Consider the following 12,325-nt stretch of genomic DNA (forward strand, 5'->3'; position numbering starts at 1 on the left):
GCGCTGCGGCGTCGGCGAGGCGGTCGAGGCTCACCGCCATCGAACCGCCCCCGGAACGTCCGAGCCGACGACCCGCCTCGGCGGCGTCCGCTCGTCGACGAGCGGGAGCGCCGACAGCTGTCCGCGGTCGGCGTGCGCGGCGATGCCCTGTCCGTGAGCGGCCCCGCTGGCGGCGAGCGTGTAGGCCTCGGCCATGCCCTTCGGCCCCGCGAGCGGGACGAGTCGGACGGTCGTCCCGCGGCGGTCGATGTCGACCACGACGAACGACTGCGGGAACGAGCAAGTCGCCGGGGCGATGAATTCACGGACGCCGGCTCTCACGGCCGTCGCGGGCCAGTGGATGTGCCCGGAGAGCACGAGCGGCACGTCGTGGCGCGCGAGGACCGCGGCGAGTTCGTCGGCGTTGCGGAGTTGGTAGAAGTCGGCGTCGGGGAACTGGCCGGTGTGGCGGCGGGGGTGGAAGACGTTGTGGTGGAGGACGACGACCGGGGTCGTCGCGTCAGCGAGGACGGTGTCGAGCCAGCGGAGTTGGGAGTCGGGGACGGCCCCCTCGTGGGTGTCGGTGAGGGCGAGGTCCGGGCCGCCGCTGGCGGAGTCGAGGCCAATGATATCGACGCCGCCAACCCGGCGGACGAACGGGAGGGCGTCATCGGCGTAGCGCGCCGCGAACTCGGCCGGCGTCGGGGCGTCGTAGTCGTCCCAGCGCTTCGGCACGTCGTGGTTGCCGGGCACCGCGACCCGCAGCCCCGGCAGGTCGCGGAGGATTTCGTCGACCACGTCGTACTCCTCGGGGCGGCCGTCGCGGGTCAGGTCGCCGAGGAGGACCGTCGCGTCGACGTCGAGGTCGGCGATGGTCGAGACGGCGGTCCGAAGCCGCGTCTCGCTCCGGTGGTAGACTTTCCACGTGCCGGACCCCGTCGGGGTGACGTGCGGGTCGGCGACGACCGCGAGCCGGGTCGGCGTCTCCGAGACCGGTCGTGCAAGGCGCGCGAGCACCGGGCCGGGACCTTGCTCGGCCGACTTCCCGACCGGCGTCTCCCCGATGGTCGGCGGGGCGTCTGGGCTCATCGGTCGATGGTCCGCGTGAACGTCCCCAGCGCGGTCTCCCGGTGGACGCGTATCCGCCCGGTGTCGGGACACAACTCGATTCGAAGCGGCGACTCGGTGGCGCGCGTCTCGTCCCCATGCATACACGTGGACTCACCCGGACCGAGATGATAAACATGTCGTACAAAATATATATTTTAGAATGTAGATATAGATACTCTACGGAGCCCTCGGGAGTCGGGGACGGCGTCAGTTGAGGAGCAGGCCGGCGTCGACGAGGAGGAGAACAGCGACGAGCGCGGCACCGAGGTAGAACGGTGCGGCCTTCTCGGCGGGCGTGCGGACCTTCTTCTCCGCGAGGCCGTCTTTCGCGCGGGACCGGCCGACTTCGACGAGGCCGGTCAGGACGAACCAGAGCGCGAGCATCCCGAGGACGAGGTGGCCGCGGCCGGTGCCAAGCAGGCTCTCGGCGGTGTAGCGCGTGCCGGCGAGGTGGCCGCCGGTCGCGAACATCACGAGCGAGGCTCCGCGGGACCACATCGTCAGGCGCGAGACGACCGATTCGAACGCGGCGGCGCGGATGTTCCCGGCGCGGGCGTCGGCAGCACGGCGAGCGCGAAAAAGAGGACGCTCCCCGTCCAGAGACCGCCGACGACGAGGTGGAGCGTTGCCATCACGGTGTCGATGAGTGCCATGTCCGTCGGGTTAGTTCAGCGATGCTTGAAGGTTTCACCTTCGCTCGGTCGGGACCGGTAGACTGGACGCACGCGGCCACCGGGTTCGCCGACACAAATCTATTTGTCACTCGGCCGAACGTTTCGAGCCATGTCAGGAGAACTCCCTCCCGAAGCGTTCAGCGACCTCTCGGTCACCGGCGAGGTCGCCGTCTCGCCGGACGGGTCGACGGTCGCCTTCACCGCGACCGAGTGCGACCCCGACGAGGACGAACGCGTCGCCTCCCTGTTCGTGGTCCCCGCCGACGGCTCCCGCAAGCCACACCGACTCACCCGCCACCCCGGCGCGTCGTCTCCATCGTGGTCGCCCGACGGAAGTCGGCTCGCGTTCGTCGCCGCCCGCGACGAGGACCTCTCTCGGCGGGTCGGTCGCGCGGACGACGAAAGAGAAAGTGAAGGTGACGCTGATGACGCTGGCGACGTTGACGATACGAGCGACGACGACGCCGATAGCGACGATTCGGATAACTCCGACGACGACGCCGATAGCGACGATTCGGATGACTCCGACGACGAACTGCCAGCAGGCGGCGAAGACGGCCCCAAGCCGCAGGTCTGGTGTTTCGACCTCGAACTCGGCGGCGACGCGACCCAACTCACCGACTTCGACGAGGGCGTCTCGGAGTTCGACTGGTCGCCGGACGGCGGCCGCCTCGTCGTCTCCACGCGCGACCCGACCGACGAGGAGCGCGAGTACCTCGACGAGCGGAAGGACGGCGGGCCGGTCGTGACCGAGCGACTCCAGCACAAAATCAACGGCGTCGGCTGGACCGACACGGTGACGACCTACCTGTTCGTCGTGGACCTCGACACGGGCGAGACGGAGCGCCTCGACGACGCGACCGCCGCGGGCGCGTTCGCCGACGCCGGTGGCCTCCAGCCCGCGTGGGGTCCCGACGACCGAATCGCCTACGTCTCCTGCGACGCCGACCGCCCGGACGACACGCTCGAACAGGACCTGTTCGTCATCGACGCCGACGGCTCGAACGACCGGAAGCTGACGACCGGCGGCTACGCGACCGGGACGCCGCGCTGGTGCCCCGACGGCTCCCGAATCGCGTTTCAGGCGGGCGACTACGAGAACTGGTACGTCCCACGCGAAATCCGCGTCGCCGACCTCGATTCCGGCGAGGTCCGATCCGTCTCCGCGTCGCTCGACCGGACGCTCGCGTTGGGAACCTCGCCGTCGTGGGCCGGCGACGACGAACTCTACGCGCTCGTCGCCGACGAGGGGAAGTCTCGAATCGCTCGGCTCGACCCCGACGCCGACGACCCGGAACGCGTGTTCGACGCGCAGGGCGAGTACAGGGCGATACAGGGACTCCACGTCGCCGGCGACACAGCCGGTCTGCTCGTCTCCGACCCGGCCGACGGCTGGGACGCCTACGCCGTCTCGCTGGCCGACATCGACGCCGTTGACGCGGCCCACGCCGAGTCGTTCACCCGACTGTCGGCGCTCAACGAGGCCGTCACCGACGAGTACGAGATGCCGCAGGTCCGACGGGTCAACTTCGAGAGCGACGGTTGGGAGGTCGAGGGCGTCGTCTACGCGCCCGCGGACTTCGACTTCGACGACCCCGACCCGCACCCGACGGTCGTCGCCATCCACGGCGGTCCCATCGCCTACGACGAACCGGCGTTCCGGTTCGACCACCCGATGTTCACCTCTCGCGGCTATCTCGTCGTGCGGGTGAACTACCGCGGGAGCACCTCTTACGGGCGCGACTTCGCGGAGCAGCTCCGAGGGCAGTGGGGCTCGGTCGAGGTGGACGACATCGTCGCGGGCGTCGAGGACCTTGTCGACCGCGGCTGGACCGACCCGGAGCGCGTCTTCGGCTACGGCATCTCCTACGGCGGCATCGCGCAGGGCTACCTCGTGACCCAGACCGACCTCCTGACGGCGGCCGCCCCCGAACACGGCATCTACGACCTCCGGTCGTCGTACGGCACCGACGACAACCACCTGTGGACGAGATACGAGTTCGGCCTCCCGTGGGAGAACTCGGAGGCGCTCGACGCCTCGTCGGCCATCACCGACGCCGGGAACATCGACACGCCGCTTCTGGTGATGGCGGGCGGCCAAGACTGGCGGTGTCCGCCGAGTCAGTCAGAACAGCTCTACGTCTCCGCGAAGGCGCAGGGCGTCGACGCCAAGCTCGTCGTCTACCCGGAGGAACAGCACTCGATTTCGACGCCCGAGCGGGCGACCCACCGACTGGAACAGATTCTCGACTGGTACGAGCGTCACGACCCGGCGGTCGAGACAGACGACACGGCGGAGGATACGGACGGCGGCGAATAAGACGACGGCCAATAAGCGACACGAGCGTTCGCGGCGTCAGCGAAGCACCGCGGGCGGCTTCGCCGTCACGTCGAGGTCGGCCGCGTAGTGGAGTATCGGGTCGCCGCCGGGGTGGTCGAAGCCGCAGGCCTCGAACATCGTATTCGCGCGAATCTCCGCCTCCACGTCCTGTATCGGCCACGGGTCGTGGTCGATGTCGCCGATGACGACGGGCCAGTCGTCCGTGTAGAAGCGGTAGTTCTCGACGAGGAACGCGTCGAGCGACCCGGGGTCGAGGGTTCGGACCTCACCGGTCGGTCGGTAGGTCGCCTCGAACCGCGCGTCCGGCGTCTCGGCCGTCGCAGGCCGGTAGCTCTCGTAGTCGACCGCGCCGTCTCGCTCCTCGACCGAGATGTTCGCGTAGTGGTACGGCAGCCGGTAGCCCAGTCGGGCCATCGTCACGCCGAGGCGGTCCGCGGCGTCGAGGGTGAAGAAGTAGACGCCGCGGGGGCCGCCGTCGGCGGGTTCGACGTAGGTCCGGAGGTTCACCTCGGGGAACCCCAGTCCGATGGGCGACCCGCGCGGGCGGATGTCCGTCATGTCGAACGAGACGACGCCGAGCCACGCCCGCCCGTCGTAGGTTGCCACCGAGAGCCGGTCGGGGAGTCGGGGTTCCACGAGTTCGGGGTCGACCGGCCAGTGGGCGAACAGCGTGTGCCGCCAGCGCATCGACAGGAGGTCCATGGCGGCCGTTAGGACCGACGACGGGTGTGGGTTTCGGCGCTTGCGGGGGCCGCGCGCTCGCTGCCGTCACCCGCCCAGCCCGCCGAAACGAACACCTGTCTGGCGACCAATCTCCGCCCATGGGACTCGAAAACGGCAGCGGCACGTTCGACATCGGCGGCGGCCTCACGGTTCACCGACTCGGCTTCGGCGCGATGCGCATCACCGGCGACGACATCATCGGCGAGCCCGACGACGTGGAGAACGCGCGAAAGGTCCTCCACGAGACGCTCGTCCACGGCATCGACCTCATCGACACGGCGGACTCCTACGGACCCGCCGTCTCCGAGCGCCTTATCGGCGAGACGCTCGCGCCCTATCCGGACGACCTCGTGGTCGCCACGAAGGGCGGCCTGCTCCGGAACGCCGACGGCGACTGGAAGCCCAACGGCGACCCTGACTACCTGCGAAATGCCGTCCTCGGGAGCCTCGACCGCCTCCGGGTGGACACCATCGACCTCTATCAGCTCCACCGCCCCGACCCGCACGTCGCCTTCGAGGACTCGGTCCACGCGCTCGCCGAGATGAAAGACGAGGGACTGATTCGACACGTCGGCCTCTCGAACGTCTCGGTCGAACAGCTCGACGAGGCGCGCGACATCGTCGATATCGCCACAGTCCAGAACCGCTTCAACGTCGGCGACCGCGAGTTTGAGGCCAGCCTCGATGCCTGCGAGAAGTACGGCGTCGGCTTCATTCCGTGGTACCCGCTCGGCGCGGGCGACCTCGGCGACCGGGCCGACGCCGTCTCCGCGGTCGCGACGAAACACGACGCGACGCCGCAGCAAATCGCCCTCGCGTGGCTCTTACACCGTTCTGACGTGATGCTTCCCATCCCCGGTACGTCGAGCGTTTCGCACCTCCGCGACAACGTGGCGGCCTCGCACATCGACCTCGACGACGAGGACATGGACCGACTCGCCTGACATGGACTTCACCGTCGTACAGGGCGACATCGCCGCTCAGTCGGCCGACGCGCTGGTGAACGCCGCGGAGACGAGCCTCCGGATGGGGTCGGGTGTCGCGGGCGCGCTCCGTCGCGGCGGCGGCCCCGAACTGAACGAGGCCGCGATGGCGAAGGGGCCGATAGACCTCGGCGCGGTCGCCGTCACCGACGCCTTCGACCTCGACGCCGAGGTCGTGATTCACGCCGCGGCGATGCCCCACTACGGGGACGGACAGGCGACCGCCGAGAGCATCCGCGACGCCACGCGAAACGCCCTGCGAGCCGCGGACGACCGCGGCTGCGAATCGCTCGTGATTCCGGCGCTCGGCTGCGGCGTCGCTGGGTTCGACCTCGCCGACGGCGCGCGACTCATCTGCGAGGAACTCCGTGCGTTCGAGCCGACCGCGCTCCGCGACGTTCGGTTCATCGCCTACGCTGACGACGAGTTCGAGACGATTTCGCGGGTCGCCGACGCGGTCGGGACGGAGCCGGAGGAATAGTAGTGGGCGACGCGGCCGACCCGGAACTGTGTCCGGTCTGTTTGACCCCTTACGACTCCGTCTCGCTCCACGACCGCGGCCTGCTCGTCAACCTCCTCGACAACGAGCGGTACCGCCGCGTCTGCTTCGAACCGGTCGAACGCGACGGGCGGCCGCACGTCCGATTTTTCCACCACACTCACGAGCAGGTCGGCGAGGACGACTGACCGAACGGCGTCGTCGGCGACGCGTTCAGCACGTCCGCCCTAACTCCACGGGCGTTCCGTGAACTCGCCGGCCTCGATTTCGCGCTCAATCTCGCGGAGCGTCGCGTCGTCGACGCTGACGAGGTGGCAAAGCGGGTGACCGGGCGCGGCGACCGGGTTCTGGAGGACGCCGGCGACGAGGCCGGTGAAGGGGGCCGAAACGCGCTTTTCTCTCGTCTTGAAGTGGTCCGAGATGGTGCAGATGGTGTCGCCCTCGTGGACCAGCGGCACGTCGCCGTACTGCATCTCGACGAGGCCGCCCACGTCGGCGCGGAGCCACGTCTTGTCTGTCGCCGAGTCGATGACGCGCGTCCAGCCCGGCCAGCTGACCGGCTTCTTCGGGAGGACGCCGTACTCGGCGAGGACGCTCTCGACGCCTTCGAGGGCGCGGTCGACCATCGCCGGCTGGAAGCGGTGGGCCTCGCCCATCTCGACGGTGATGGTCGGAATCCCGTCGTTGGTGGCGACGGTGCGGAGCGAACTCGCCTCGGCCTCGCCCGAGAGGATGAGGTTCGCGCCGAACGACCGCGCGAGGCGGGCGACCTCGGGGCGGTTCATATCGGCGCGGACGTGGTACATCGTCGTCCGGTTGCGCGTCGAGGTGTGGAAGTCGATGCCGAGGTCGCAGGGCTCGACGAACCGGCGGTAGATCTGGTTCGCCATGCGCTCGGCCGTGTTCGCGCCGTCGCGACCGGGGAACGACCGGTTCAGGTCGAGGTCGTAGATGGGGATGTAGCGCTGTTGGGCGAGGTAGCCGGGGACGTTCGCCACGTGGATGCAGACGATGGTGCCGTGGATGTCGGCTGGGTTGTACCGGCTCGCGACCTCCTGCATCACCTTCACGCCGTTGAGTTCGTCGCCGTGGAGCGCCGCGGTCATGAAGACCGACGGCCCACCCTGCTCGCCGTTGATGACGGTGACGGGTATCTCGACGGGGTCGCCGAGGTACGTTTCGCTGATTTCGTACCTGAGATGTCGCACCTCGCCCGGTGGCACCTCCGAGTCGTACCTGAACGGTTCGGGGTCCATGGGACGTTCATCGGAGCCGACGGGTAAGAAGGTTGACCGGGACCGCACCGTCCGGACAGACGCGGGACAATACGGCTATCTCCGCTGCGGGCGTCTGTCTCCATGAGAGATGTGTATTCACAGATGACGGCGAATCGTCCGGTCTGCAAGCGGTGTGGCTCCCCCGCGGGTCTCGGTGACGTGGTCGTCAGACACGCCGGGTCGGACCCCCTGCAGGTGACGGAGTGCGGGCGCTGCGGCGCGACTATCGACATCGGCGGCGGGACTCGTTGGTGAACTGACCCGGCGGCCGACCGCCGCGTCGATTTACGTCGCTCGCGCGCCATGTCGACCGTATGGCGACCCCCCGGCTCGACGACCCGCTTGACATCGGCGGACTCACGCTCCGAAACCGACTCTACCGCGCGCCGGTGCTCGAATGTGCCGGCACCGGGTCCGACGCGCCCGAGCGCCTCGCGGCCGAGCTCGAACCCGCGGCGCGGGCCGGCGCGGGCCTCATCTGTCAGGGTGCGACTATCGTCCGCGAGACGGGCGGCTGTGCCGCGCCGGGGATGACGCGAATCGCCGACTCCGAGTTCGCGGCGTCGCTGTCGGCGGTGACGGAGCGAATCCACGACCACGGCGCGGCCGTCGCGGTTCAGTTGGAGTACGGCGGTCTACGGAGCATGGAGACGTGGCACGCTGAGTACCGACGCGACCATCCGGATTTGCAACAGCTTTCCGTCTCCCGGCCGCCGCGACTCCTCAGACTCCTCGACGGCCTCGGCTTCCTCGACTACGACGCCCACGTCATGACGACCGACGAGGTGTACGACCTCGCGGCCGACTTCGGTCGCTCCGCGGCGATGGCCGTCGACGCCGGCTACGACGTGGTCCACGTCGCCGGCGCGAACATGGGCATCGTCCACCAGTTCCTCTCGCCGTTCTACAACCGCCGGGACGACGAGTTCGGCGACGGCGTCCGATTTCTGGAGGTCGTCGCCGACGAGGTTCGCTCGCGGGCGGGCGACGTGCCGCTCATGACGAAAGTCCCGGCGGAGACGGCCGCGCCGCCCGGCATCCGCCGACATCTGACCGAGGACGACGCGGTCGAACTCTGCCGCCGCCTCGACGAGGCGGGCTACGACGCGCTCGTCCCCGTCTCGGGATCGGTGTTCTGGGACGCGAGCATCGTCCGCGGGTCGTTCCCGGCCCGCGCGTGGCGCGACGACCGCTACCGCGACGGCTACGCCGCGGCCTTCGGCGGCCCGCTCCGGGCGCGACTCGTCGAACTCGGCAACCGAATCGAGGCCGCGTGGTACGACTTCGACCCGGCGTGGAACGCCGACCTGTGTCGTCGCGTCCGCGACGCCGTCTCGGTGCCCGTGCTCTGCGAGGGCGGCATCCGCGAGCGCGGCGAAATCGACCGACTGCTCGGCGACGCCTGCGACGCTGTCGGGATGGCGCGGCCGTTCTACGCCGAACCGGAACTCCCGGCGCGACTGCTCGGCCGCGAGGTCTCGGCCGATACGCGGGTCGTCTGCGAGAACTGCAACAACTGCGCGGTGCCGCAGGCGACGGGCGCGCCGGGCGTCTGTCGAACACCCGAGGTGTTGGCCCGCGTGGGAACCCTCAGAATGGAGGGTGCGTACGATACAGCCTCCGAGACGGCGGACGACGACGAGCCCGACCCGGTGGGTTAATAAGGCTCTCGTCGGTGAGTCTGGGTAATGGCGCGCGACCGGTCCGCGATGGAGTCGGCCGAACTGACGGCGGTGCTCGACGCGCTCGACGACGCGGACGCACGAGCCATCATCAGAGGACTCGAAGAACCCATGACGGCAAGTGAAATTTCAGATACCTGTGACATCCCGCTTTCGACGACGTACAGGAAGCTGGACCTGCTCACCGACGCGGCGCTCCTCGCCGAGGGGACCCAGATTCGCGCGGACGGTCACCACGCGACGACCTACGAGGTCGCCTTCGACGAGGTTCGAATCGCCCTCAACGAGGACCGCGACTTCGACGTCGCGGTCGGCCGCCCGGAGCAGACGCCCGACGAACGCCTCGCGGACATCTGGTCGCGGGTCCGGAGGGAGACCTGATGGGGCACCTCAGCGCCTCGCCGACGATTACGACGATGATTATCGTCGTCAAGACGGGCATTCTGGTCCTCGGCGGGCTCATCACCTACTTCAGCTACAAGGCGTACCGGAACACGGGGGCCGCGTCGCTCCGCGCGCTCGCGCTCGGTTTCGGCGTCGTCACCCTCGGCGCGATGCTCGGCGGCGCGCTCGACGTGATTCTCAACGTCGACCTCGCCACCGGACTGCTCTTCGACTCGGTGCTGACGCTCATCGGCTTCGCGGTCATCACCTACTCGCTGTACGTCGACTGAGCCGGGTCGGAAGACCGCCTTCGACCCCGCCGAATCGCCCTCGAACCAACCCGTAACTCGCGGTCGCATCGCCGCCATTTCTATCTCGTCTTTCGGTCGCGAACCGGTGTGGCATCGCCGATGCGTGTCGTCCGATACCACGGCCCACTATCCCCAGACATTATTGCTCGTATTGTGCAAAACCGTTATTAGGTCTCGGCCGGTATCGGTAGGTATGTCCGACGACGAACTGAACGACATCCGGAAGCAGAAACGCGAACAACTCGAATCCGAACTCCGTGGTGACGGCGGAAGTACGGCGAAGGAAACCACGCCTTCCCCATCGGATCCCATCCACGTCGACGGCGCGGACGAACTCGAAGACGCCGTCTCCTCGAACGACGTGGTGCTCGTCGACTTCTACGCGGACTGGTGTGGACCGTGCAAGATGCTCGAACCCACCGTGAAGAAGCTCGCGCAGAACACCGACGCCGCGGTCGCCAAGGTCGACGTGGACGCGAACCAGGAGCTCGCCGCCCAGTACCAGGTCCGGGGCGTCCCGACGATGGTGCTGTTCGCCGACGGCGAGGCGGTCGAACAGCTCGTCGGCGTCCGCGGCTACGACGACCTGAAGAACCTCGTCGAGTCCCACCTCGCGTAAGCGTTCTCTCTCCCCGAGACTCGGGGTCGCTTTATTGACACTCTCGTCCGACCTGTGGGTATGCAACTCGTCGCCGAACCCATCGACATCGGCACCCGGTCGCCGACGGTCCTCCTGAACGAGAGCGATGCGGCCGAACTCGGGGTCCACGCGCTCGAACGCGTCCAACTGCGGCGGGACGGGCGGACGACCATCGGCATCGTGGAACTGACCGACGAACTCGTCTCCGAGGGGACGCTCGGGGTGACGCGCCGGCTCGGTCACATCGAGGGCGACGTGGAGGTGTCGGTCGCGCCGCAACCCGACTCGGTGTACTACATCCGCAAGAAGCTCGACGACATCGAACTCGACGCGGACGAACTGTCCCAACTCGTCCGCGACATCTACGAGGAGCGCCTCGCCGACGTGGAACTCGGGGCGTACGTCTCCGCGACCTACACGAACGGGCTGTCGATGGAAGAGACGATGCACCTCACGGAGTCGATGGCGGACATCGGCGAATCTATCACGTGGGAGGAGCCGGTCATCGCCGACAAGCACTCCATCGGGGGCGTCGCGGGCAACCGCGTCACGCCGATTCTCGTCCCCATCGTCGCCGCGGCAGGGCTGAAGATTCCGAAGACTTCCTCCAGAGCCGTCACCTCCGCGGCGGGCACCGCCGACACGATGGAGGTCCTCTGCGACGTGGAGTTCTCCGTCGCGGAGATACGCGACATCGTCGGGGAGACCGGCGGCTGTCTCGTCTGGGGCGGCGCGGTGAACCTCTCGCCGGTCGACGACCGCATCATCCGCGCCGAGACGCCGCTTTCCATCGACCCGAAGGGCCAACTCATCGCTTCGGTCCTCTCGAAAAAGAAGAGCGCCGGCTCGACCAACGTCGTCGTGGACATCCCCTACGGCGAGGGCGCGAAAGTCGAGAGTCTCGCCGAGGCGCGCGAACTCGCGGAGGACTTCAACCGCGTCGGCGACCACCTCGGGATGGCCATCGAGTGCGCCATCACGAACGGGGCCGCGCCGGTCGGCCGCGGCGTCGGTCCCGTGCTCGAAGCCCGCGAGGTCCTCGCCACGCTCGCCGGCGGGGGTCCGAACGACCTGCGGATGAAGGCGATTCGCCTCGCCGAGTTGCTGTTCGAGTCCACCGGCATCGACGCCGACGCCGCCGATATCCTCGACTCCGGGCAGGCCGAGGAGACCTTCCGCGAGATACTCGCCGCGCAGAACGGCGACCCCGACGTGGAGGCCGCCGACCTCTCGCCCGGTCGGCACACCGTCGCGGTCCGCGCCGACCGCGACGGCGTGGTCACGCACGTCAACAACCGCCTCGTCAACGAGGTCGCCCGCCGGGCCGCGCGCCGAGAGACCCGGTGCGGGCCTCGAACTTCCACCGGCGCGTCGGCGAGATGGCCGCCAGCGGCGAGACGCTGTTCACGGTCCACGCCGAATCCGAAGACAAGCTCGCCGACGCGAAGGCGCTCACCGAGCGCGTCGAGACCGTCCGGGTGCGACACCCCGACGAGGCGCTCGTCGACCGGGTGTGAGTCGCCCATCGTTGCCCGCGGTCACGCCGCGACCCCGCCGCCGCCCGCGGCGACCTTTTTGCGTCCGACGCCCGTAGTTCCCGCATGGACGACCGCGTACATCCCGAGGTCCGGCGCACCGCGACGGAAATCGACACGATGGAGATTCGCGGCGCGGCGACCATCGCCGACGCGGCCGCGCGGGCGCTCCGGACGCAGGCGACGG

At 68.7% G+C, this 12,325-nt stretch carries 13 protein-coding genes and 3 pseudogenes; 11 read left to right on the top strand and 5 right to left on the bottom strand.

The window, feature by feature from the left end; genetic code table 11:
• Positions 1-30 precede the first annotated feature (30 nt).
• From NKF06_RS16775 to NKF06_RS16780, 3 genes and pseudogenes are all read right to left on the bottom strand, one after another.
• Positions 31-1,068, bottom strand: a complete 1,038-nt coding sequence (locus NKF06_RS16775) for a metallophosphoesterase (protein WP_253246055.1) — start codon at positions 1,066-1,068, stop codon at positions 31-33.
• Positions 1,065-1,190, bottom strand: a complete 126-nt coding sequence (locus NKF06_RS21045; RefSeq protein ID WP_004043988.1) for a hypothetical protein — start codon at positions 1,188-1,190, stop codon at positions 1,065-1,067. Before NKF06_RS21045 ends, NKF06_RS16775 begins: the two co-directional genes overlap by 4 nt.
• A gap of 106 nt (positions 1,191-1,296) precedes the next feature.
• A pseudogene (locus tag NKF06_RS16780) lies at positions 1,297-1,742 on the bottom strand (transporter).
• Between the two features lie 130 nt (positions 1,743-1,872).
• On the opposite strand from NKF06_RS16780, the gene NKF06_RS16785 reads away from it, so the two are divergent.
• Positions 1,873-4,083 (top strand): S9 family peptidase, encoded by a 2,211-nt coding sequence (locus NKF06_RS16785; RefSeq protein ID WP_253246056.1) that lies wholly within the window; start codon positions 1,873-1,875, stop codon positions 4,081-4,083.
• A 36-nt stretch (positions 4,084-4,119) separates the two neighbouring features.
• On the opposite strand, the gene NKF06_RS16790 is transcribed toward NKF06_RS16785, so the two are convergent.
• Complete coding sequence (locus tag NKF06_RS16790) at positions 4,120-4,806, bottom strand: DUF2071 domain-containing protein (RefSeq protein WP_253246057.1); 687 nt, start codon at positions 4,804-4,806, stop codon at positions 4,120-4,122.
• Between the two features lie 119 nt (positions 4,807-4,925).
• Between NKF06_RS16790 and NKF06_RS16795 the strand changes: the two genes are divergently transcribed.
• Genes NKF06_RS16795 through NKF06_RS16805 form a run of 3 tightly spaced genes read left to right on the top strand, consistent with a single transcriptional unit; the run spans position 4,926 to position 6,497 of the window.
• A complete protein-coding gene (locus NKF06_RS16795; protein WP_253246058.1) occupies positions 4,926-5,771 on the top strand; it encodes an aldo/keto reductase in 846 nt (281 codons plus the stop codon).
• Between the two features lies 1 nt (position 5,772).
• Positions 5,773-6,291: a macro domain-containing protein gene (locus NKF06_RS16800; RefSeq protein ID WP_253246059.1), complete on the top strand. Its 519-nt coding sequence runs from the start codon at positions 5,773-5,775 to the stop codon at positions 6,289-6,291.
• A gap of 2 nt (positions 6,292-6,293) precedes the next feature.
• The gene (locus NKF06_RS16805; protein ID WP_253246060.1) at positions 6,294-6,497 is read left to right on the top strand and encodes a hypothetical protein; all 204 of its coding nucleotides are present in this window, start codon (positions 6,294-6,296) and stop codon (positions 6,495-6,497) included.
• A gap of 39 nt (positions 6,498-6,536) precedes the next feature.
• On the opposite strand, the gene NKF06_RS16810 is transcribed toward NKF06_RS16805, so the two are convergent.
• Positions 6,537-7,565 carry a succinylglutamate desuccinylase/aspartoacylase family protein gene (locus tag NKF06_RS16810; protein ID WP_253246061.1) on the bottom strand — a complete coding sequence of 343 codons (1,029 nt, stop codon included), beginning with the start codon at positions 7,563-7,565 and terminating at the stop codon, positions 6,537-6,539.
• 123 nt (positions 7,566-7,688) lie between these two features.
• Between NKF06_RS16810 and NKF06_RS16815 the strand changes: the two genes are divergently transcribed.
• The 7 genes and pseudogenes from NKF06_RS16815 to NKF06_RS16845 all read left to right on the top strand — a co-directional run.
• Positions 7,689-7,841: a hypothetical protein gene (locus tag NKF06_RS16815; RefSeq protein WP_253246062.1), complete on the top strand. Its 153-nt coding sequence runs from the start codon at positions 7,689-7,691 to the stop codon at positions 7,839-7,841.
• Positions 7,842-7,900: 59 nt separating this feature from the next.
• Positions 7,901-9,247, top strand: a complete 1,347-nt coding sequence (locus tag NKF06_RS16820; RefSeq protein ID WP_253246063.1) for an NADH:flavin oxidoreductase — start codon at positions 7,901-7,903, stop codon at positions 9,245-9,247.
• 27 nt (positions 9,248-9,274) lie between these two features.
• On the top strand, positions 9,275-9,649 hold the full coding sequence (locus NKF06_RS16825) for a helix-turn-helix domain-containing protein (protein WP_004971053.1): 375 nt from the start codon (positions 9,275-9,277) through the stop codon (positions 9,647-9,649).
• Positions 9,649-9,942, top strand: a complete 294-nt coding sequence (locus tag NKF06_RS16830) for a hypothetical protein (protein WP_058828150.1) — start codon at positions 9,649-9,651, stop codon at positions 9,940-9,942. The genes NKF06_RS16825 and NKF06_RS16830 overlap by 1 nt, the downstream gene beginning before the upstream one ends.
• Positions 9,943-10,156: 214 nt before the next feature.
• The gene (gene trxA, locus NKF06_RS16835; protein WP_253246064.1) at positions 10,157-10,582 is read left to right on the top strand and encodes a thioredoxin; all 426 of its coding nucleotides are present in this window, start codon (positions 10,157-10,159) and stop codon (positions 10,580-10,582) included.
• Between the two features lie 60 nt (positions 10,583-10,642).
• Positions 10,643-12,120: pseudogene (locus NKF06_RS16840) on the top strand (AMP phosphorylase).
• Between the two features lie 84 nt (positions 12,121-12,204).
• Positions 12,205-12,325: pseudogene (locus NKF06_RS16845) on the top strand (ribose 1,5-bisphosphate isomerase); the annotation flags it as partial.

Source organism: Haloferax sp. AB510 (assembly GCF_024136985.1).
GTDB lineage: Archaea > Halobacteriota > Halobacteria > Halobacteriales > Haloferacaceae > Haloferax.

Coding starts and splice junctions, on each gene's coding strand:
- NKF06_RS16775 (WP_253246055.1), bottom strand. CDS start 1,068: ATGAGCCCAGACGCCCCGCCGACCATCGGGGAGACGCCGGTCGGGAAG.
- NKF06_RS21045 (WP_004043988.1), bottom strand. CDS start 1,190: ATGCATGGGGACGAGACGCGCGCCACCGAGTCGCCGCTTCGAATCGAG.
- NKF06_RS16785 (WP_253246056.1), top strand. CDS start 1,873: ATGTCAGGAGAACTCCCTCCCGAAGCGTTCAGCGACCTCTCGGTCACC.
- NKF06_RS16790 (WP_253246057.1), bottom strand. CDS start 4,806: ATGGACCTCCTGTCGATGCGCTGGCGGCACACGCTGTTCGCCCACTGG.
- NKF06_RS16795 (WP_253246058.1), top strand. CDS start 4,926: ATGGGACTCGAAAACGGCAGCGGCACGTTCGACATCGGCGGCGGCCTC.
- NKF06_RS16800 (WP_253246059.1), top strand. CDS start 5,773: ATGGACTTCACCGTCGTACAGGGCGACATCGCCGCTCAGTCGGCCGAC.
- NKF06_RS16810 (WP_253246061.1), bottom strand. CDS start 7,565: ATGGACCCCGAACCGTTCAGGTACGACTCGGAGGTGCCACCGGGCGAG.
- NKF06_RS16815 (WP_253246062.1), top strand. CDS start 7,689: ATGACGGCGAATCGTCCGGTCTGCAAGCGGTGTGGCTCCCCCGCGGGT.
- NKF06_RS16820 (WP_253246063.1), top strand. CDS start 7,901: ATGGCGACCCCCCGGCTCGACGACCCGCTTGACATCGGCGGACTCACG.
- NKF06_RS16825 (WP_004971053.1), top strand. CDS start 9,275: ATGGCGCGCGACCGGTCCGCGATGGAGTCGGCCGAACTGACGGCGGTG.
- NKF06_RS16830 (WP_058828150.1), top strand. CDS start 9,649: ATGGGGCACCTCAGCGCCTCGCCGACGATTACGACGATGATTATCGTC.
- trxA (WP_253246064.1), top strand. CDS start 10,157: ATGTCCGACGACGAACTGAACGACATCCGGAAGCAGAAACGCGAACAA.